Source organism: Mycoplasma testudinis ATCC 43263, from assembly GCF_000687795.1.
Lineage (GTDB): Bacteria > Bacillota_I > Bacilli_A > Mycoplasmatales > Mycoplasmoidaceae > Mycoplasmoides > Mycoplasmoides testudinis.
On record NZ_JHXT01000005.1, the window covers coordinates 37,521 to 60,966 of the forward strand.

At 34.1% G+C, this 23,446-nt stretch carries 14 protein-coding genes; all 14 read right to left on the minus strand.

Features of this window, described 5'->3' with window-relative positions:
• Positions 1-2 precede the first annotated feature (2 nt).
• Positions 3-1,085 carry a peptide chain release factor 1 gene (prfA, locus tag T384_RS0101880; protein WP_027119610.1) on the minus strand — a complete coding sequence of 361 codons (1,083 nt, stop codon included), beginning with the start codon at positions 1,083-1,085 and terminating at the stop codon, positions 3-5.
• 107 nt (positions 1,086-1,192) lie between these two features.
• Positions 1,193-1,504: a 50S ribosomal protein L31 gene (gene rpmE / locus T384_RS0101885; protein WP_052663419.1), complete on the minus strand. Its 312-nt coding sequence runs from the start codon at positions 1,502-1,504 to the stop codon at positions 1,193-1,195.
• Positions 1,505-1,738: 234 nt separating this feature from the next.
• The gene (locus T384_RS0101890; protein WP_027119612.1) at positions 1,739-4,324 is read right to left on the minus strand and encodes a hypothetical protein; all 2,586 of its coding nucleotides are present in this window, start codon (positions 4,322-4,324) and stop codon (positions 1,739-1,741) included.
• A 152-nt stretch (positions 4,325-4,476) separates the two neighbouring features.
• Positions 4,477-5,628: an ATP-binding protein gene (locus tag T384_RS06170; protein ID WP_307128442.1), complete on the minus strand. Its 1,152-nt coding sequence runs from the start codon at positions 5,626-5,628 to the stop codon at positions 4,477-4,479.
• Between the two features lie 392 nt (positions 5,629-6,020).
• Complete coding sequence (locus T384_RS07590; protein WP_156933110.1) at positions 6,021-8,858, minus strand: hypothetical protein; 2,838 nt, start codon at positions 8,856-8,858, stop codon at positions 6,021-6,023.
• 7 nt (positions 8,859-8,865) lie between these two features.
• Positions 8,866-11,820 carry a hypothetical protein gene (locus T384_RS0101905; protein WP_027119614.1) on the minus strand — a complete coding sequence of 985 codons (2,955 nt, stop codon included), beginning with the start codon at positions 11,818-11,820 and terminating at the stop codon, positions 8,866-8,868.
• 28 nt (positions 11,821-11,848) lie between these two features.
• Complete coding sequence (locus tag T384_RS0101910) at positions 11,849-14,782, minus strand: hypothetical protein (RefSeq protein ID WP_027119615.1); 2,934 nt, start codon at positions 14,780-14,782, stop codon at positions 11,849-11,851.
• 2 nt (positions 14,783-14,784) lie between these two features.
• Positions 14,785-18,150, minus strand: a complete 3,366-nt coding sequence (locus T384_RS0101915; protein WP_027119616.1) for a hypothetical protein — start codon at positions 18,148-18,150, stop codon at positions 14,785-14,787.
• A gap of 589 nt (positions 18,151-18,739) precedes the next feature.
• Complete coding sequence (locus tag T384_RS0101920) at positions 18,740-18,982, minus strand: hypothetical protein (protein WP_027119617.1); 243 nt, start codon at positions 18,980-18,982, stop codon at positions 18,740-18,742.
• 135 nt (positions 18,983-19,117) lie between these two features.
• The gene (locus T384_RS0101925; RefSeq protein WP_027119618.1) at positions 19,118-19,552 is read right to left on the minus strand and encodes a coiled-coil domain-containing protein; all 435 of its coding nucleotides are present in this window, start codon (positions 19,550-19,552) and stop codon (positions 19,118-19,120) included.
• Between the two features lie 256 nt (positions 19,553-19,808).
• On the minus strand, positions 19,809-21,032 hold the full coding sequence (locus T384_RS0101930) for a lysylphosphatidylglycerol synthase transmembrane domain-containing protein (protein ID WP_027119619.1): 1,224 nt from the start codon (positions 21,030-21,032) through the stop codon (positions 19,809-19,811).
• 227 nt (positions 21,033-21,259) lie between these two features.
• The gene (locus T384_RS0101935) at positions 21,260-22,249 is read right to left on the minus strand and encodes a glycosyltransferase family 2 protein (protein WP_027119620.1); all 990 of its coding nucleotides are present in this window, start codon (positions 22,247-22,249) and stop codon (positions 21,260-21,262) included.
• Positions 22,250-22,438: 189 nt separating this feature from the next.
• Positions 22,439-22,618, minus strand: a complete 180-nt coding sequence (locus tag T384_RS0101940) for a hypothetical protein (protein ID WP_036498803.1) — start codon at positions 22,616-22,618, stop codon at positions 22,439-22,441.
• A gap of 95 nt (positions 22,619-22,713) precedes the next feature.
• Positions 22,714-23,427 carry a phospholipase D-like domain-containing protein gene (locus T384_RS0101945; protein ID WP_169734573.1) on the minus strand — a complete coding sequence of 238 codons (714 nt, stop codon included), beginning with the start codon at positions 23,425-23,427 and terminating at the stop codon, positions 22,714-22,716.
• Between the last annotated feature and the right edge of the window lie 19 nt (positions 23,428-23,446).

The window sequence follows — 23,446 nt, forward strand, 5'->3', positions numbered from 1 at the left end:
AATTACATATTCGTAACTTGGGTCATTTTTTGAGCTTGCTCATTGGCACGTAAGGCTTCAATTAATTCGTCAAGATCTCCCATCATGACACGATCTAAATTGTTTAAACTCAAACCAATTCGGTGATCTGTCACACGATTTTGCGGATAATTATATGTCCTAATTTTTTCCGCACGATCACCCGAACCTACTTGTGACTTACGCAAAGAAGACAAATCAGCATCTTGCTGGGCTTGAGCTGCCTCCCATAATTTTGAACGCAACATTCGCATTGCAGTTTCTCGATTCATAATCTGAGATTTACCTTCTTGGCATGCTGCTACGATTCCAGTTGGCAAGTGGGTAATTCGAACTGCGGATTCGGTTCGATTAACGTGTTGACCGCCAGCACCACCTGAACGATATGTATCAATCCTTAAATCTGCAGGATTGATTTGTACTTCAACTTCATCTAATTGAGGTAAAACAGCAACAGTAATTGTTGATGTATGAACTCGGCCTTTGGCTTCTGTTGCTGGTACTCTTTGAACCCGATGCACACCTGATTCAAATTTCATTTTGGCATAGATATCATCTCCATTAATTTCAAAGGATAAAAAACTATAACCAACACTACTTGCAGAACTTTCCAACAATTTAAGTTCTCATTTTTGGGCATCACAATAAGATTTGTACATATCATAAACATTACCAACAAAAATACTAGATTCATCTCCTCCAGCCGCTGCTCGAATTTCCACAATTACTGATTTATCATCATTAGGGTCTACAGGTAATAGCAATACTTTTAATTCTTCTTCAAGTCTAGGAACTTCCCGAATAGCAGCAGATAATTCTTCTTGAGCTAAATCATGTAAATCTTTTTGAGCAGAATCATTTAAGATGTTTTCAGCTTCTTCGGCTTGTTTTAAATATGATTGGTATTGATTAAAAACATTTAAAACCGCTTTTTTGTGTTTTAATTCTCGGTTGATGTCTCGCATTCTTTTCAGATCATTACCAACCGTTGTTAGTTCTTCTTCTAAACTTTTGGCATTGGATGCGATTTTATTTAAGGCTTCATAAAGTTGTTTGTTATATTGCATAAGTTTTCCTTAATGTAAAAATGGCTATTAACATAAAAAAAACGATGATTTGACGCACAGAAAATCCCGCCAAGGATTTTCCTGTCAGATCATCGTTTTACAAAAATCTAAAGATCAGCTAAAGACTTCGCTTTATGATTATCTTTTGGACTTTGTTTAACTACAGGCTTAGTAGGTTTTGTAGCTGCTGTGTGTTTCCCAGCTTCAAATTTAGACGAAAGTTTTTCAGCCCGACCTTTAACAACTTGTTGACCACCAGATCCAATATAAAATGGATGACAGTTACTGCAAATATCTAAGCCAGTTTCTGTGGTTTTTAAAGTTGAGGTAATTTTGTAATTTGCATTACAAGAAGCACAAGTAAAAGATACTTCGTGCATGGCTGGATGTCCTTGTTTTTTGGTTGTTGGTTTTTCCATAATATTGCTCACTATCTATAAAATCGGGTTAAAAATACGTATATTATTATATCGCATAAATGGTTTTAATTAATATTGTTTGTAAAGAAAAAATGATTTTTAACAAAAACACCTAAAACAAATCTTTAAAAAACACCATTGAAAATTAAGAAAGAAATCGTTTTATGAAAGCCATTCATATTGTTTTTTTAAATGTTTCTTTTGTATAAAACACAAAAAAACAAAACTAAAAATTTACTGTTTAGGTTGTACGAACGGATTATTCGAATCTACTGTTTTAAATGCTGATAAACTCAACAAATTAGTTAATTCTTTTCGCAATCCAGCAACATTATTGTTTGGATCAATTTTGGATCTTCCATTCATACCATTATTAGGATCAGAAGTATTTCAAGAACGACCGCCAGCAACAAGACTATCTCCAGTTGCAGAGTATGGAGCTTGATTGGGGATACTGTTTGATCTATCTAAAGGGTTAAACGAAACCATATAAACATCATTAGTAAATGAACGTCCATTAGTGAATAATTGGACGATTTGATTAATAAATTCATTTTGTTTATTAGTTGCAACAATGGCTTGTAAATACCATAATGCTTGTTGTTTGGTTGTAATTCCCTGAATATAAATTGTTCAACGAGATCAATTATCTCCAGCCATTCTGACCATAACTGGATCTAAGGTTGCTTGTAATTGATTAAATCCGGTTTTTAATCCAGCAAGAGTTATCTTAGGACCTTTAAAACTGTTATCAGTTGATGTGATTTCGGTTGTTCCGTCTGGTTTTATTATTTGGTTTGCACCATTCACGATTTGTAAATTAAACGAAACAGTACCAGTAGTATAATTTGGTGAAATATCAGTTATTGATAACTTATATCCGTTTGCTGTGAATGGAGGAATAAAAGTTCTAATTTTCTTATCATCTGGTAAGTAATTATTAATCGTAGTTAATATCTTATCTCCTGAAGTGGTTAATAAATTATTAGCTGCAACTTGTGCACTATCAGTTGTTGTACTAAGAACTGAAATGTTTCCACCATTAGCAAGAACATTAAGCGAATCATAAAATTGCTTAGTAATAGTTGGGAAAGCTTTATAACCAGTTAAAGTTAATTCTTTACCTGCATTTGCAGTGTTAGTTATGCCACCATTAGTTGCATATAAGTTCCCACTAGCATCAGCGATCATAATACGAAGTTTTAAAGTACCAGCGTTATTATCAAATGACCCTGGAACAAATTTTAATTCATAACCTTCTAAGGCAGAAGCGAGATCTGGTATTTTCTGTAAATTTAATGCATTATTGACGTTAGTTAAAGTACTTTGGTTGGTAATCCCAGATTGCTGTGGTAATTTATCTGATTCACCACCTGGGTTTGGATTAAGGGCATAACTATCCGCAAGATTTTTGTAATAATCAATAATCCTTGATTCATTACTAATAGTTGGATTTGATTGATGGGGATTATCACGACTCATAGTTTGAAATGAGCTCAATGATAACAAATTACGTAGTTCAGTTTGAACCCCGGAGATGCCATTAAGTTTTCAAGATCCATTCATTCCGTTGTTAGAACTAGACGGAGCATTTGCTGTTCCGTTTGGACCATGGCCTCCTGCTACTAGTGAAGAACCATCACTTGAGTATGCGAGATTAGTAGGTAAAGGGTTTGATGGATCAAAAGTTATTATGTAACCATTGGTATGATTTGTTAACTCACTAGTCTCGTTTAATTTAGCTATAACCTGATTTATAAATTGGTCGGTAAATCCGTAATGCACAACAGCCTGCAAGTATCACAAAGCTTGAGCCTTAGTACTAACTCCAGGAACTGCAAATTGTCAATTAATACTATTACCTGTAGTAAATGTAGTAAAGGTTAAATTGTCAGCCAATGCAAAAGAAACACCAGTTTTAATACCTGAAAGTTTTAAATCTAATCCATTAGCAATAGTTTCTTGATTCATAACCACACTAAGAGGCTGCTCATTTGAATTCACAATGGCTAAATTAAAAGATAAAGTTCCATCGTCCTGGTTAGCGGTGATATTGGCTAAATGTGGCTTATAACCTCGTGAAGTTAAATCACTTGGGAATGCAGCAATTTTATTATCTAAATAATTGTTAATTACATTAACCGGATCTGATGAACTATTCATCAGTTCTGCATTCAATTGCAAAAGTAATACTTGAGTTGTAATATTTTTTCCGTGAGCATTAATTTCAGAAGTATTATTAGCAAAAACTTGTTTCAGTTGAGAATATCAAGAAGTAGCAACAGCATTCACATTTTTAAAACCAGAAATAGAAATAATTCTACCAGAGTTATTAGGTGTTCCAAGTTCACCATTCATTTGGTAAGGAAGTTGACTAAAACTAGATTGTTGAACTAAAACTCGAACTGACATCGACCCAGAATTATCGTTCGGGGCAAGTAAAACGATTTGCAAATTATTGTCTGCACTAATGCTATCTGGTAAATCAGGGATCTGACTATCCTCAGCTAAAATAGAATTCAATTTTTCGTAAGTATTTATTTCACGAAAAGAGTTATCTGAAGGAAAAAGGTTTTGATTAGCGTTATTTTTTAAATGTAAATTTGCTGGAAGTTTAGCATAGTAGTCAGCAATTTGAGCGCTTTGAGATTGATTATCTTGGTTACCTGAAGCAGTGTTCAAAACTTCATTATTAATCAAAATTGAATTAGGATTAAATCGAGAATCTACAACCATGACAGCTGGAACAATGATTCCAATCGCTCCTAGTGTACTCCAAGTCCCAATTCAGGCTTTCATATTAAAATGCTTTTTTCTCATATCGTCTTCCTTTAGAAAGATTTAAATAGTTCTGTAATTCATTTAACAGGATTTATTTGTTGTATTAAATTTTAGCAAAACTAGCCAATAAATTAGAAAAAACAGAAGCTTAAATCCTAGTTAAAACTAATATTTGAAAACTTCAAAAAATGCTAATTTGTTCAATTGTTTGTTTTTCTGAGTCAATCGACTAAATCAATTATTTTAATTCCTTCATAAGTGGCCGTCTCATGAAAAGTTCGAGCAATTAAAATCTTTGGAAAGCCATCTTTAATTTGCAACAAGGAGTTGACTTCTCTATTAAAAACTTCTTCATTGGAAATATTATCTGCTACTTGAATGTAAAATTTTTCATTTCGGGATTCAGCTACAAAATCAATTTCCTTTTTATAAAGTTTACCAACATAAACTTTATAACCAAGACGCATTAATTCAATTGCGACAATATTCTCATACATCCTATCAAAATTAAGGTTTTTAAATCCGTGTTTTGCATATCTAACTCCATGATCAGATAAATAGAATTTTTCTCCAGATTTTAAATATTCCTTCCCTACTAGATCATATCTTTTGCATGAATAAAATACAAATGCTTGACATAAATAATTAACATATGAAGATAAGGTCTTGTAATTAATTGGGGTTTTTTCTTGAGCTAAAGTTTGCGCGATGTTGTGAATTGAAGTGATATTAGAGATATTATTAATCAAAAAATCTGAGACCTTTTCCAAGACAGATATATTTCTAATTTTATACTTTTGAATAATATCTTTTAAAATTGCCACTTGAAAAACATTTTCAATATAATCTGATTTTTCACGATCATTTTCAAATTGATAAACGCCTGGAAGACTACCAATACGAGCGTACTCATCAAAAGCTTGTTGATAATTTTCTTTAATCTCAAAAATATCTAAATACTCTTGAAAAGAGAATGGAAAAATATTAATGCTCATGTAACGACCAGTAAATAAAGTAGCAAGATCACTACTCAATAAAAAAGCATTTGACCCGGTTAAGTAAATGTCATATTTATTCGAAGAAAATAAGTCATTAACAGCAATTTCAAAATTTTTACACATCTGTACTTCATCAATAAGAACGTAATTATTTTTATTTGGTTTTCAGTTCTCAGAAATAAATTTAAGTAATTGGTGATACTCTAACAAATTTTCAAATTCGACTTTCGTGAAGTCAATAAAAATGATATTAGCCTTAGAATCGTTAGCCTTTAAATAATCAATATACGATAGTAATAAGAAGGATTTCCCACAACGTCTTACGCCTGTAATGATTTTGATTAACGATTAGTTTTTGAGAGAAATAAGTTGATCTAAATAAACCTGTCGGATTAGTGTTTTCATAATATAAAAAGTATATTTAAAAATTTGTATCGTATTACAAATATTTAAAAATTTTTCATTTTTTTGTATTACACTAATAAATTTGAAAAATATTCATTTTCTTAGCTTTGATAAAAAACCGTTAGCTTTAGATAAATATTTTGATCTACAAACCCAAAAATATTTATTAAAAGTGATGCCTTAATAGTTCTATTTTCAAATCTAAACTTTCAGGATTTGTATTAATAAACTATTGTGGTAATTTTAAAAACAAAAATATTCCTCATCATCTAATCAAAAAGTTTGACCAGAATTAGAAGAATATTTAATTAATAACTATTAAACGCGAGCGATTAAGCGGGTTTGCTAGGTGCTTTTGGAGCGGCTGGTTTAGTTGGAGCTGTTGGAGCTGTTGGTTTCTTAACTGGAGCACCAACAGGTTTAGCAGGTGCACTTGGCTTAGCTACTGGAGCAGATGGTTTAGCAGTAGGAGCGGCTGGTTTTGCACTTGGTGCGGTCGGTTTTCCTGCAGGAGCAGTAGGTTTACCTGTTTTCAATAATTGTGGTTTCTTCTTAACAGAAGCAGTTTCAGTAATAATCTTCTTGTATACACTACCAACCGCTGATGTCAAGGTATCAACTTTCTTGAAGGTACTTGTAAAGCCCTTGTCTTGTAACTTACGGGCTTTACGCATTGGAATTCCTATACCTAATCCCACTGCTGCAATAATTACTGCTAATGGAATCGTAACACCGACAGCTGTTGGTACAACCCAATAAGGCAAGCTAGCTAATCCATCAACTGGATTACTTGGGAAAGCTAAATTAGCATCTTGGAACGATTGGTTATTATACATGTGACCATTATAGTATTCAACATTAATGGTGATCGGTAAAGATCTGTTATTAGATGTAGAACCGGCTGTTACGTTAATTCTTTGACCATCTCACGCTGGTGAGTATTCAACTAAATTTTGTAAACGGTTATTATCACCTGCAAGTTCTGATGATGTTAATGATAAGTATCCATTGTTGCTTAAATAAGATGGATCACTAACATCACGACGAACAATGTTACCCCAAATAGGACTATTGTCAGTGTAAGATGGTACTTGTCCGTTAAATTGGTCAAATGCTGCTAAGCGATCAAATGTTCCATCAACGGTTTTTTGTTCATTCAATCGAACCCGAGTATCTTGTCCACTTGCATTACTATCTAATGAATAAACAAATTGATTAGCTAAAGGTAACAAGGCGTGAATGATTCTTTGAGAACCAGCACTAATACCAGAATTATTTATATTAATGTTATCACTGTTAAATAATGGATCAGTTGTAGCGGGAGCAGATAAGTTTCCACTACGAGACAATGTTGCAGCATAGACTTGAGATGTGGTTCCATTATTGAATAATAAGAACCAAGTATTATTACTTACCATAATTTGTGATAAATTACGTTGATTAAATCCGGGAGCTGGGTTAAGTTGATCTGCAACTAATGTAGTCGCATTGATTCCAGCATTTGATGTATTTCTTACTGAAGCAGGGAAAGCTGTTTGCGAAACATATGATGAACGAAGAATTTGATCGCGAGTTAAGTACATTGCATTAATTGAAGATAATGTTTGGCCATTGACTAAATCTGGTCCAGATACTTGAGCATCATAAGCATATAGTATATTTACATTGTGTTCAGTTAAACCGTCTGCAGCTGTACCGTTAATACTTGAAACAACTGCTCGAGAACTACTTTGTTGGAAAATCGAAGTAGATGAAGAAGTAGTTGAAGTATCTGAAATTCCTGCAACAGCAGAAACAGAAGAAACTAAACCATCACCTGAAATAACTGGCAAGATTCCGTTAGGTAAAGTAACTGCGGCGTCTGAACCATTAGTTGAACTAAAGTAAGCAGTGTTTCTAAAAGCTACACTGTTGGTAGTACCATTTGTTACAGTATATCCTGCATTTGTCGCACCAACGTGAACTGTTGCATTTGGAGTTGAATTCGGTGATAAATTTCCGTTACTTAAGAATGTTTGTTGAACTGTAGTTGTTGCACCAGCAATTAAATATGCTGGATAGTAAGAACGGTTTCCACCAGTAGTAGTTAACCCAGTAGGCATTGGAATATTAGTTGCTGCAGTTTGTGGATTATTTGATGAAGGAATGAATCCAGCGTTATTTGTGGCATTTAAACTATTATTTCAATTGTATTGAGCATATAATCGACCTCGTGTTGAAGTCACATTTGTATCAGGCGTATTATCTTGAGTGTTAAATACATTAACTGCATAGAACCAGAATGCAGGTAAAATATTACCACCGTAGATAGCAATTGCGCCATCAGCATAAACCATATTCTTTAAGTTTTGTAAATACAAGTTGCTGACAACGTTTTTAGTTGTATCAATTCCTTGGTAAGCAAAACTATTATTAGCATCTCACGATTGTGTAAATGTTTTAGGATCTTGGTTAGAAATCATTGCACCATCTGAATCATTAGTTAAGAACGGACGATTCACTTGCACAGAAGAGAAGAAAGTTAACAATTCACCAGTAGGAATGTTTGGTAATCCTAAAATGATTGGAGAACCAACTTGACTAAAGGAGTTAGTAGCTGTGTCATCTTTGAATGTCAAGATAACACCAGGGTTTGAAACTGTTAAATTATCTGTGGTTGCACTTAACGTCCCAGATACAGTTGCAGTTGGATTAACAGCCAAAACATAGAACAAGCTAGGATCTTGGTAATTTTGAACAACTTGTCGTGCTTGGTAACCAGATAATGTTTGATTAGTAAAAGTTACACCTGTTGAAGCAGTTGGTACTGCTTCAGATGTGAAATCAAATCCGTATAGGATTCCACCGAATGGACTAATTTTTACTATTCCGCTTTGGCCATTATTAGTTGCTTGGGCAAATGTTGTAATATATGATCCATCATTAGCAGTTACGATTGGCTTATTAGCTAAACTACCAGTAGTTTGGTTTCCTAAATTCAATGAGTCTAATGAAATTTGACTATTTGTCAAAGCAGCTTGATTACTTAATGCAACATTAGATGAATTGAAATTATTAACTTGTTGAACATTTGAAATCAACGAGTAAGATACTCCGGCAACAACAGTCCCTGCACTAACACTAGCAAGAGTTCAAATAAGCTTTTTAGCTAATCTTGTTTTCTTATTCATTTTCATATTATTTACCCCCTGCAGTAGCACTGGCCGTCGGCGCTGATGGCTTAGTCGGACTTACTGGTTTAGCTGGAGCACTTGGTGCACTTGGCTTAGCGGTTGGAGCGACTGGCTTATGAGCAGGCGCAGCTGGTTTAGCACTTGGAGCAGCAGGTTTAGCACCTGGTGCGGCTGGCTTAGCGGCTGGACTTGGAGAAGCTTTCTTTAACAATTGAGGTGACTTCTTAATGTTACCAATTTGGGTACGATTAATAATTTGTTTAAACACACTACCAACAGCGGTTGTCAATGTGTCAACTTTCTTGTTGGAAATTTCAAATCCTTGTTTCAAGGCTTTCTTGTTTTTTTGCATTGGAATTCCAATACCTAATCCAAGACCTAAAGCGATTGCAACAATTACAATCGGAACAGCAACGGCTACTGGAATTACGTAAGTTGGTAATTGACCAAATCCAGAAATGGATGTTGATGCAGCAATATTAGCATCTGATTGAGGAATTGATACATAATCACCAGTTGCGGGATTTTTAACTTGAGCAGTTAATGTTGCAGTTTGGGCAACTGGGTCAACATTAGTTGCTAAAATTCGTCAATCATCAGGATTGAAATTACCACGAGTTGGAAGAGTATAATCAAATACATCTCCTCTAAACCCAACTTGTAAAATGGTACTTCCATCGTTAGCATCACGAGTTAAAACATCAGTTAATGAATTAGTAAAGAAGCTTTGACTAATTTCATCCCTAGTTTTAAATCGTCCAAAACCTAATTCAGCATTTCTCAAAGCTACTGGAGAAATAGCTGTTGATAATGCAAGACCACTGTTAGTGAAATCACTAATCTTTAAACTTACATCACTATCAGTGTAATAAGTTTGGGCTATCCCTGTTGATGAGAAAATTGAACTTAAATTAGGAGCTTGCAAGGTTTGCAATCCAGTGTTAATAGTGATACCTGCAATTTGTTGGGCAGGAGTTGTAATTGTACTAGGAACAGTTTGTGCTCCATTAATTACGTTTGTATTATTAATTACTGTTGCTGAATTACCGTTAAAGTTACTGTAATAAATTCCACCGGCTGAAGTGTTAGATCAACCTGATCCAATGACAGTCCCTTGTCCAGCTGTATTTCCAGAATTTGCATCAGATTTAGTGTTATTATCTGCACCAATTGCAAATGATCCTTTAAAGTCAGCTCATTTGTAATTAGCAGAACCATTACCGGCAGCTGATGTAGTTGCAAAATCTGAGTTGGCAATTGAAGGAATTGAAGTCATTACATTTCGATTAGTCACATTAGGTTGATACATCTTCATTAAGTATGAACCTAATTGGAAATAATAAGAACGGCGTAAACTTGATTGTTCACGAGTAGTATAAGGAATTAAGTTACCAACATCACGAGGTGAGAAACCACCAACGTTAGTTAATAAGTACAAGTATTGACTACTAAATACAGAATCCGCAGTTGTTGATCCTGCTGTCGCCGGCATTCATGAACCTGCATATGTACCTGTGCTAAATCAAGTAGGAGATAACATTAATTGAGCATATTCTTGTGCAGTAATTCCGTTACCAGTAGTGTTAAAACCAGATTGAATATTTTCAAATGACGGAATACTAATGTAGGTTTCAAATAAAGTTTGAGCAGTATAACTGTTACCAGCAGCAGCACTTGCAGATAAAGCAGTGTTAGTAACTGCGTTGGATCCTAAATCACTAGTTGCAACAGCACCTGTAATTCCGCTTCTAGTAGCGGAAAAAGAATCTGCCCCTTGGTCAGCGTTTGTCCCAATAGTAATTGTTCCAACTAAACTTAAGCTACTTACTGCACCAGTATTAGGATCAGTAGCAGGCACTAAACCTGACACGGCCATTCTTGGTACATATTGGAAATTTTGATCTTGACCAATTGGTAAATTAGTTAAAGTTGTGTTACCAAATGGACTTACAATTCCAGAAAGAATTAAAGCGTATGGGAAACCATCAGCCGTTACATGCAAACTAGCATTTGATGGGTTCGAACTAATGGTGGCGAAATTAAAGTTCACACGGAACATCCCCATTGATAAAACATCTTGATCGTTCGCTGCATCAAAAATAGTTCCGTTTCCGCCAGCCATAATTACTTGCCCATTATTAGCGTACATGTTACCAACAGAAGCTAAATAAATTTTTCAAGGTAATGAAATATCATTTGATGTTCCATCGAAATAGTTTGGGTGATTAGTTAAACTGAAATAAGATTTAGATGTGTTTTGTGTTCAAGCAGAAGGATAATTTTTAATCATATCACTTGGTTTGATATTACTTGCAGCTACAACTCCGAACGGAATGTTTGGGTTTGATAAATCTTCACTTAAAACTAAAACAGTTGCTTGCATATTAACAGCACTATCAATTTGATCAATAGTGGTTGATTCAGCATTTACTGTTTCATAATTACTTGGAATTAATAACAAATAGAAAATGTTGGGTAAAGAAGCATCTTGTCTTGCTTCGACCACCATTTTCCCTTGGATATCACTTCTAAAGTTTGCTACACCATTAGGTGAAACTAATGCACCACGATCACCTCGTTGTAATGATCCGTTTGGATTAATTGCACCAGCTGCTGCATCATCTGCAACAGATGGACTAAACCGTCATAAAACGTTTCCGTAATAATCTGTTCGTGTAATAGCATCAGTTCCAGTTAATACTAAAGCACCAGGATTAGTTCCCTTAACAGGAATTCCACTAAAGCTTGTATTTTTGAAAACCCGAGTCGCACCCAAAGCCGGATTGTCAGTAACACCAGCTTGGTTGACAATACTAGATTGAGTATTTTGGTTTAAGGCTGGTTTACTATTTGATGTTGCTAGTGAACCAAACCCAGCGCCAAAAGCAGCACCGGCGAGAATGGCACCGCCACTGATGGCAAGGATTTTATATTTGTTTTTTCTATTTGATTTAGGCATTTTCTATCTCCTGAACGGTAATCGCAGCTTAGGCTGGTTTAGCTGGAGCAGTTGGCTTCGCAGGGCTAGTTGGAGCCACTGGTTTTTTAGGTGCTGCTGTTGGTGCTTTAGGGGCGGCTGGTTTTGTTGGGCTAGCTACAGGTTTTGTTGGGTTAGCAGTTGGAGCAGTTGGTTTTGCTGCTGGTGTTGTTGGCTTAGCAACTGGTGCTACAGGCTTACCCGCAGGAACAGTTGGTTTCTTCCCAGTTTTCAATAATTGTGGTTTCTTCTTAACAGAAGCAGTTTCGGTAATGATCTTCTTGTATACACTACCAACCGCAGATGTCAAAGTGTCAACTTTTTTGAATGTTGAAATGAATCCCTTGTCTTGGATTTTTCTGGCTTTACGCATTGGAATACCAATACCAAGACCAAGACCAACGATTGCTGCTGCTAATAAAATTGGGATTGCTACAGCAACTGGAATTACCCAACTTGGTTGAGCACTAAAGCCACTGTAAACCATTACTAACGGATTAGTTACCCCTTGGTTAACACTAACGATTTGATCTGGATTAAAGAATTCGCCATTGTAGTATTGCAAGCGAACTTCTAATTGCAAATCATTTCCATTAACAACTTTAGCGATAACTTGATAATCTTGGTTTTGACGGTTAGGTGATGGTTTGTAATCAACTAAAGTTTTTAAAACAGCTTGGGATTGACTAGCTAATTGTGAAGCTGGGTTTTGGAAGAATCCGGCTTTTTCCAAATATTCTTTTGGTTTAAATCCTTCCACAGTTCCCCAAATTTCTTGTTGGTCAACTGTATGAGTTCCATCTGGATTTGCATAGGTTGGTACTCCAGCAACTGAAGTCCCTTGACCATTACGAACGGCATTTTGGAACGCAGTATCTGGAACATAATTACCAGTTGATCCTTGCTGTCTTCACAAATTAACTTGGTTTTGGTTATTAGCTTGATTTCGAGTAATAACATAAACAAAATTATTTGTTAATGGAACGATTCCAACAATTTGTGATCCATCAGTTGTTCCGAATGTAGAACCATTAGCTGAACCTAAGTTAGTTGGGTTTAAAGATGTTCGATTTAAAATCGGATCATAACTTAAAATGTAAGTTGCTGAACCTTGTTGAGTTCGATAAGTTAAAAATCATGAATCATTACTATATGAAACACCAGTTAAATTAGTGAAACGAGCATTTTTATCTAATGCTGGTGGAGTGGTTGAGTCACTAACAGTTGGTTGTCCACCACCTGAACGAGTTACTGTGAAATCAGTTCTTGTATAACTGAATGATAATGTGAAGTTATTAGAACCTACACGAGTGTCATAAACTAAATACTTATTAGATTGAGTCGAATCTCAACCGTCATTATTAGATGGAGTCACATTGTATGTTGAATATTTTACAAATGAACGTTCAACAGTAGCAAGTGCAGTATTAGATTGAAGAGCGGAAGAATTGTTTCCAGCGATTTGAATTGCTTGGTCAACTGACATTGATAAATCTAATGAAGGGCTAACAAATGAATTAACTTGTCTATCGGTTTTACCTGTTACCACATTATAGTTAGTAGTTCGAATTGTAAATGATCCACTAGATGTTGCACCATTATTATTAACATTAGGAACAATAAGTTCTAATTTAATAGATGTTGTCCCATTAACAGTTACAGTTCTTGCGCCAGCTACTTGATATGCTGGAAAAGAAGCATTTTGAGGGAAGGATCTAATATTTTCTCTTAAATAGTCAGTATACGATGTAGATGAAAGGCTTCGAGCATTTGCAACAAGAGTTCTGTTAGAAGCGGTTACCAAAGGAACTGTAAAAGGCAAACTATATTGCGCGTATAATTTAGCACTAACAGGAGTTTTTGGAATTGTATTTTCATTATTAGTTGATTGATCTACATCAAATGCATAGAATCAAAGGTTTGATAAATCAGAACCTCCAAAAATGTAAATAGCATCTTTATTTGTTCGATCATCCCGAATAAATGTCATGTTGTTTAAATTGTTTAAATACAAGTGGGTTGCAACGTTTTTACTATAAGAGTAAGCGCTTCCACTTTGTGTACCTGCGACAACTGAATTTCTATCATTTTGACCAGGAGTTCCAGCATTTGGACTAACTTTAGCTCCTGGTTGTCAAGTACCGGTTAAATTTACCGCAGTAGCAGCACCATTTGCACCTAATAAATTAGGAGTGAAACTTGCTGGTTCATTTTGAATTTTAGGATCTCATGGCGCATCAAATTGCAAATTCTTGTAAGTATCAGTCAAACTAGAATCAATCACGGGACCATTTAATGTATAAGCACGAGTAACACCAAAAGCCGTTCCGTTATCCATAACTTGTAAAACTTCAGCATGGCCTGCGGTCACTGTAAATGCTCCGTTTGCATAATTAACATTCACTGTTCTTTCGTTAACCACTAAAACAAAGTATTGGTTTTTATTATTGTAGTTTTGGACAACTTGGCGAATTGTATATCCAGTGTATCCACTAAAATCAATTCCGTAAATTCTTTGACCAAATGAATTTAATTTAATTAACCCCGGAACTGTTTCAGCGGATAATTGAGAATTAAAGTCATTTAATGTTCCATTAGTATCGAAGTCACTAGAATTTTGTGTAGTAATACTTTGATGAGTTTGTGTTGACAAAACAAAGTTATTGTTTGGATCAGTTAAATGTTGGTTAGCTCCTGTAGAGACATGAGTAAACCGATTATTAGTTGGAGCTAAATAAATGTCATTAACAGTTGGTTGAGATTCTGAAGTAAAGTCTTGGTTATTTAAAGAAATGCTATCTTGATTTGAAACAAATGGACTAGCTGAAGTGTGAGTAGTTTGATTAACTATTCCATATACTGATCCGGCTGCAAGTAAACTTGAGAAGCTAGCAACTGCAACTAATTTAAAGATTCATTTCTTTTGTTTAAATTTCTTAGTCATAATTATGCATTAACTCCTGGATTAGCTGGTTTGCTCGGGGCCGTCGGCTTAGTCGGACTTGCTGGTTTAGTTGGAGCACTTGGTGCGGCTGGCTTAGCAGTTGGAACAACTGGCTTGTGAGCAGGCGCAGCTGGTTTAGCACTTGGAGCAACAGGTTTAGCACCTGGTGCGGCTGGCTTGGCAGCTGGACTTGGAGAAGCTTTCTTTAATAATTGAGGCGACTTCTTAATGTTACCAATTTGGGTACGATTAATAATTTGTTTAAATACACTACCAACAGCGGTTGTCAATGTGTCAACTTTCTTGTTGGAAATTTCAAATCCTTGTTTCAAGGCTTTCTTGTTTTTTTGCATTGGAATTCCAATACCCAAACCAAGACCAATAATGATGGCTACAGCAATAATTGGAACAGCAACAGCAACAGCGATTACATAACTTGGTTGACGGTTAAATGAACCTGGTTGAGCTGGGAAATTTTGATTAGAAACTCCATTTGAAGATGGAATTATATCTCATTGTTCAGGGTTCAATGGGTTTTGAACTTGAGCAGTGAAAGTAGCTGATTGATCTACTGGATTAATGTTAGTAACTACAATCCGAATTTTTAAGCCTTCACCATTATTAGTGGCAGCTGCTTGATTTTGAAGAGTTGGTTTATGGTAAGTGAAGAACGAACTAATTAAATTAGATTTTAATAAATTAAGTGTTACTCCATTTTCAGTTACAGTATCAAAAATGTTATTAACATTTAAAGTTGTAAATGATTCGGGAGGATTAGCATTAAATTCTCCTGATCCTAGTGATGCTGTAATATCAGATGCAGCATTTGTAAATGAACCAGTTTCTCTTAAAGTAGTTGGACTAAAACTTAAGATTGATAAACCAGAATTACCTTTTTGAGCAAAGACTGAAGTTGGAACAGATGATTGTAAAACGGTTGTTGGAGCATTATTAGTAGTTGCTGCGGTACCGGTATTTACAGTAACTGCAAAATTACCAGAACTGTTACCATTTACACGCATACTTCCGTTTCTGAAGTTTTGGTATTGGGTTCTTGGAATATTTGCACTACCTGAGAAGTTATTAATTAAAGTTGTACTGCCAACACTTGCACCACCTCAGAATGAAGTAGCAGAAGCTAATGTTCCATTAGTTGTTGCTGTACCTACAAAATTAATTCATAAAGGATTATTTCCAATTGCTGGAGTAGCATCTTGAACAAATGTTACCCGAGTTTGTTTAGAAACCGCAATGTTATAACTGTATGCACTTTGAGGCATCATTTGTAATGTTCATCATTTGTTAGCGTTATCACTTCCAATTTGGGCTGAATCAGTTCCTGTAGTTGGATCAGTCGGGAGCGCTTGGGGCGTAGTATCAACCACCGGAGTCATTCCTTGATTTTGAACATAACCATCTGATCCGCTTAAACTAAAGTAATAAGTGAATGCGCCAATTTGCATCACATAACCATCTTGTGCTCCATTTGAAGAATAAGAAGCAAGATTACCTACATCTTTAGGAGAATATCCAAATAATGAGGTAAACATTCCTAAACCAGAATCTCATAATTGTTGGGGACGAGCCACAATAGAACCACGAGATACTCGGTCATAGTCTTCTGAATGGTTTAAAGTTCCAAAGTCGCTATTTTGCGATAAGAATGCTGATGCAAATCCAGGATTAACACCTAAACTGTATGAAGAACTATTTAATAATGAATAAAGTCAAGAATTATCCCCACTTACCAAAGTGTCGATTTCAGCTGATGGAGTATTAGCTGGTTGAGTTGTTGATGCAGTTGAGCGAATGTTCAATAATGAAGCAATATTCAATTGTGTCCCAAACACAGATAATGGGTTTACAGAATTTCCAGTTGTAGCGTTAGCTAATTGTGGAAGCGAAGGAATATTGTTTGATTTAACATCATTTAGACGTCTAAAGAATCGAGTTCTTGGACTACCATTTTCTCCGGCAGGATCATATGAACCACCGCCATCGTCTGCTTGATTTGTAGCAGTAGTATTATTAAAGAAGTTAGGGTCATTTAAACTTCCTAATCCTCGTGCAGTATCTAATGATGTAGGAGTAGTGAGACTACCTGCATTATTTGTTCCACTACCCATACTACTGGATTCGACTGCTGCCCCAACAATGGTTGAATTTAATCCGCCTTCAAATTTTTGAACTGTAATATCTTGACCAACTGTAATTGATCCAGCTATATAAATGTAATTACCTGTTTGGATATTGCCAACGGCACCTTGTACACCGCCAACAGCCATTCTAGGAACGTATGAGAAAGTAGCGTCTTGTCCTAATGGAGCATTTGTAAATGCAAAGTTTGAATCCGAATTAGGTCCTGAAGTAATTCCGGCTAATATATAAGCATAAGGAATACCAGTTAATTTAGGAATAACCCGTGTTGAGTTATTGTTTCGAATAACGTTAGTATCAAAATTTATTCGGAACATTCCGATTGATAAAGCAGCAGGTTCATTGAAAACGGTTCCGTTACCACCAAACATTAAAACAGTTCCGTTTGTAGCAAACATATTACCTAAATTAGTAATATACATTTCTCACGGAAGAACCATTGTAGAACTAGCATTATTATCGAACCATAACGGGTGTTGATCTTTTGAGAACGAACTCATTCCATTCGGAGTTTTCCATTGGCTTGGATAATTATCTACCATTGCTGAAGGAGGAATCGAAGCAACATTGGTAATCATGTACGGATTTTCTTGTCCTGGTGTTTCCATAATTTGAACAACTGTGGCTTGCAAATTAACATTGCTATTAATATCTGCGTAAGTATGTCCAGATGTAGGGGTTGTTAATTCCGTGTTAGCATCAGTTTGAATTGCTTGGGTTGGAACTAACAAGACATAGAACACATTAGATAATTGTGAGTCTTGGCGAATTTCAATCGCACCTTTACCAGTGTCAGCACCATTCGCAACAATCCCTTGTTGATTGTAAACTGCTTGAACACCTGGTGCAAACGAAGTTTGAGCAGCTTGTGGATTAAAACTCCACAAAACACCACCGAATGAATTGGTGCGGGTTGCTGAATAACCTTGGTCGGCACTTGTACCCGTTAAAACGGCAAATCCGCTATCAGCTAACTGAGTTCCAGAGAAATTGTTATTAGCTGAATGACGGATTTGCCCGATTGTTGAATTGATTGCTGGGGTGACAGCAGCTTGATTGGACAAGCTTAAAGAAGAACTTTGCGGCGCTAATTGCGGCTGATTGTGCGAAGTTGAACCATTATTAGGTAATCCTAAAAATGACAACCCGATTCCTGCAGCTAATCCAGCACTTCCTAGGAACGCAAATGTATATCGGATTCTTTTTTTCATATAGTAAAAATGTCCTTATTATGTATGGATAAAAACCCAAAGTAAAAGAGTTTGAATCGGTTTTACAAGGTGTAAAGCCAAAACAAGTCGGTTACTATTTGTTGACAAACGCTACGTCTATCGGGTTAAAGTATAACATAAATAAAATGTGGAAAACTCTTTAAGGGTGTGGAAAATTGGCCTTTTTTACATATTATTTATTATTAAATAATTATATGCAACAAACCAATTGAAACTAAAGAATGGTTTAAATAGGCGGCCTTCTTTTCAAAATCTAGCTCTTAAAATAAAAACAAAAAGCTTTTTTAGGGAAAAATTCCTAAAAATATGAACACTAATTTAGTCATAATTATCTTATAAAATCATGATTCAATTTCACTCATAGTTAATTGTAGTGGCTAATCAAGATTTAACTAAGGCGCTTGATATAAATTAAATTTCACAGAATTTATCAGCTTTCTATTTTCTCTCAAAAATCTCAAAAATTATATTGTGTTAGGTTTCTATGAATCTATAGAAATAACAATATTAGTTTAACCCAAATAATAAAAAAATATGGAACTAAAAGATCAATTCAAAAATCTTTAAATTACACCCAACCATGTGCTTTAAACAATTTGTCATGGGTTTGAATTTTTTGCTTTATGTCTTTAACTTCTGTATCTAGTTTATCGACTTTTTGGTTGACCTCATCTATCTTTTTATTGAGGTGTTCTTCAACATCATCAACCTTCTGATCTAGTTTGTCAACTTTTTGGTTAACATCATCTATCTTCTTGTTTGTTTGCGTGAATCCTTCGCGAACGATTGCAGCTAATTCTTCAATTGTCATCTTATTTCCTCCACAACCGGTTGTATCAATGAATGTCATTTGGTTTGATATTATTTTAACTTGTAGTTTGTCTTTTTCGTTAAAGCTAATTTGAACTAGCTTATACTTATTGTCTAGTTTTAAAATAAACTAAAATTATATCCAACCATGTGCTTTAAACAATTTGTCGTGGTTTTGAATTTTTTGCTTTATGTCTTTAACTTCTGTATCTAGTTTGTCGACTCTTTGCTTTATGTCTTTAACTTCTGTATCTAGTTTATCGACTTTTTGATCTATGTCTTTAACTTTGGCATCTAGTTTGTCAACTTTATGTTCGACATCATCAATTCTCTTGTTGGTTTGCGCGAATCCTTCGCGAACGATTGCAGCTAATTCTTCAATTGTCATCTTATTTCCTCCGCAACCGGTTGTATCAACGAATGTCATTTGGTTTGATATTATTTTAACTTGTAGTTTGTCTTTTTCGTTAAAAACTATCGTACAGTTAAAGTCTTCGTAGATTGACAAGACCTTTTTTAATTTTTTTAATAATGTTTCACTATTCTTAGCATCGAATGAAATGTTTTCCATTTTAAAATCCCTTCTTTATTAGAAAAATGTTTTTGGAAAGCCACGTTTAACACGACTAATTAGGTTGCTTTTTTGCTTTCTAAAATTAATGGTTTTGGTTTCCCAATAAATAAAATGCAAAAAATGGTCTAAAAGTAAGAAAAAATTTTTAAAAATTTTAAAAAAGATGTTTCAAATAAACACCAGAATACTGTCGATTTATATTTAAATTATCTAAGATAAATAAACTTTAAAACTAAGCAAAAGTAACTTTTGTTTAACAATTATTTTTAGTGGATTTTTTGTTAGATATCTTTTCGCGCCAGTGGTCTTTATAGCGATAATGCTTATATAAAATGATTGGAAAGAAAAATGCTCCGACAACGGTTGGTAAATAATATAAGAAAGATCTTCAAACGAAAATCGCAACGTTTAGTTGATTTAAAATCGCCGAATCAGAAACTGATCCAGCAGCTGAAAAATTTGAATCAAATGCTGTAATGAAGCGTTGTAAAACAATTTGCATTGTTCCTTCACCACCAGGAATAGGAACAAAATTATTTGCGGCAATAGCAACAATTGTAATGTTATAAATAGCCGAAGGATTGTAGTTAGAAATTACCGTCGTATTCAATAGTTGTAAAACAAAATAAACTGAAAAAGCCCGAAACAAAAACCAAATAGTAACACCTGAAATTTGAATTAAAAAATTTTTTCAGTTTTTTAAAAGTTTTAAATAGGATCGTTGAAACGAAGCATTCACATGATATTCTTCAATAATTTGGGATTTTGTCTTGTAAGGCTTCTTTAATATTTTTAATACTCAATTTCAAATTCGACCGACTAAAACATGAAATCAACAACTATAAGAAAGTAAAAACAAGACTAAAAAAACAACCATATACAACATTAATCCAACAAAACCAAACCAATATGCAGTTAATCCTTGTGCCGAACTAGTAATTTCACCATACTTTGTTGAAACAATAATAAAAGAAGGTCACGTTACAATGACACTCATCATTGGAGTATATAAAGCTGTAGCAGTCGCCACAACTAAAGCTTCTTTCACTTTTAAGCCATGACGGGTCAACCAATAAAAACGGTAAGGATCAGATCCCAATTGTAAGGGACTAATTCCTGCAATAAAAACATTAGTAATTCCAAAAACCATTCAGTCCCAAAAATTTGCCTTGATATTGAAGTGCCGGGCGTTTAATCAAACAGTAAATGAATTCCAAAACCAATAGTATAAAAACATGATAATTAAGCCTATTAAAAAAGGAACTTTATCGGGTGCAAGAGTCCTCTGGGCTAAAGTATCTAAAGTATTAAAATCAATTCCTAAAAAGAAAACAGAGGTAAAGACCCCAATTAAAATCACGACTATCAAAAATATCAATAAAAAAATCAAGTTCTTTTTGGAAAAGAACTGATTTCCTGTTTTGGGAACGCTATTTTCTAAAATAGGATATGGGTAATTGTCGGTAATGGTTGTCATTTACTTTTTTAATTAGTGAAAGCACAAAGTGCTGACTGGTTGGTAATTATACAAATTTGAAACGTTACAACAAAAACTTGTTTTTATAAACAAGACAAAACAATTGGTTTAATATTATGTTAATGCTAACTATAAAGTTATATCTTGATTTTTTAAAATGTCTTTTTAGAAAATAAAAATTTACTTGTTGGGTCAAACAAACTATCTTAAATATTTATAAAAAAACGTTAGTTTAGGCCCAATAATTTGAAAAATTTAGGATGGCTTAAACGTAACAAGTATGATGTTCATTTAACTTTATAAATAATCTTTGTATTGTATTTTTGAATGATCTCTTTTAAAAAGTTCATTCTTTGGTAGAAAGAATCAAGCTTTTTATTTTTTTTCATTGTGGGATAAACAAGACAAAAAATTGAGAAATAATCTGTGAATTTCGAATCTAACATGGTTCGTTTAAATCGTGGATCTTGAATTGAATTTTGGATAATATCAAACAATTTGGGCATCACGACACTAAAAGCATCAAGATTAGCTTCAACACTACTAACAGATGCATATGAAGATAAACTGCCGGGTCGTCTTAAATATCGAATTGAATAGATGTTACAAAAAGCAATTGTTTTAGCGTTGGCAAAAATTTCACTAAAAGTAAAGATATCTTCATAGATTCGTAAATCTGATCAAATGTGTTCATTCAAAGAACGAATAAAAGTTGTCCGAAAGATGGTGCCTCATAAATAACTTCCTTTATGACAATACCAATCCATTGGTGAAGCCGGAGTCCTATAGTCCTGAGCCACCATTGGGACTGTAAAACGCATCTTGTGAATAATTTTAGATACTTTAAATTTGGATACAACTAAATCTGTTTGATCAGAAGCTAGAGCCATCATTTTTTGAAATACTTTTGGATATAAATGATCATCGTCATCAATAAAAAAGAAGAACGGAGTAGTTACTTTTGATACTAAAATTTTCCGGACAGCTCCGATTCCTAGATTTTGATCATTAGTAAAAATCTTAACCCGTGAGTCATTTTTTGTATATTGTTTGACAACATCTAAGGTGTTGTCAGAAGAACAATCATCAACAATAATCACTTCAAAATTTCGATAGGATTGAGACAAAACTGACTCTAAAGTTTTGCACACTCATTTAGCACAATTATAGACAGGAATTAGAACAGTTAATAAGGGTTTTACAGGAGTAGATATCATATACAAATCCTATTTTTTATTCACTTGAAGAATTTTTAAAAATGAAACATTTATAGAAATCAAGAACGTTCATTATACTCAAAAAATGATCTTGAAAAATGTCTAAAATGTTAAATAATTGTAGGCCTCAATTGTATTATAAAAATTACAACGAATTAAAATTACTAGAAAACAACTATTTGATTATTTTTATGAAACAAATTCTGACATAATGACTTTTAGCGATTGTAGTTCATCAAGTTTGAAAATAACACTTCTTTGAGCTTTATTGTCTTTTTTGATGACTTGATTTAATTTACTTGCCAGCTTCATCGTTCCCAAATAAGTGGTTTTAAAAACATCATTAGACCTTACAAATAAATGAAACATAGTTCTTGGATCATTTAAGAAAAAACACAACTTTTTCATTTTAATTGAGGTGGTGGTTTTAAAATCAAGTACTCATTTAAAAAAATAACCATTTTTTACTTATCAAAAAAGAAGTCATTAGAGTCAATGCCATTTAATTTTCATCTGCTCACAGAAATAGGGAAATTTCATTTTATATTATCTTCTTGATCAGATCATCCTGCAACAACATATCCAGATCAAAGATAGCCAGGAAATGAAAAATATGTAGCGAATTCTTTTTTGGTATAGGCTGAACCTATATCTAAATGAATCCCACCAGTTCTTGCTTTTTGTACATGTTGTCATTGTCTAATTGCAATCTCATGATTTTTATTATGATCAATTAAAGTACTTTTAACTTTAATTCCTGAATCTTTTATCTTTTTCAAATGTCAATTCTCAAATTCGAGCTGGTATTGATTTACAGAATCTTGATTAAGATTTTGTTCGATTATTGTCCATAAATCATCAAATTTTAATAAAGTTTCTTTTACTAAATTCCAATCAAATGAACTTACGTTTAGTTCGCTAGAACTACATAAAGCAGATTGGGATAAATTTGAACTAATAACTAAGATATGTCTAGATTTATCCTTTTGAAATATGTAAGCTTTAGCATGTAAAGGTGTATCTTCTTTACCATTACTTTTGCAAATTTTTATTTTTAAGTCAGGATATGCTCTTGTAAGATCTAATAATTCTTTTAATGCTTGAGGTTCAGTATTATATAGATAATCTGATTGTAATGATTCTACATTCAGATTTATTGTTTTCAAGGCATTTTTCAAGGCATTTTTCAATGCTCTT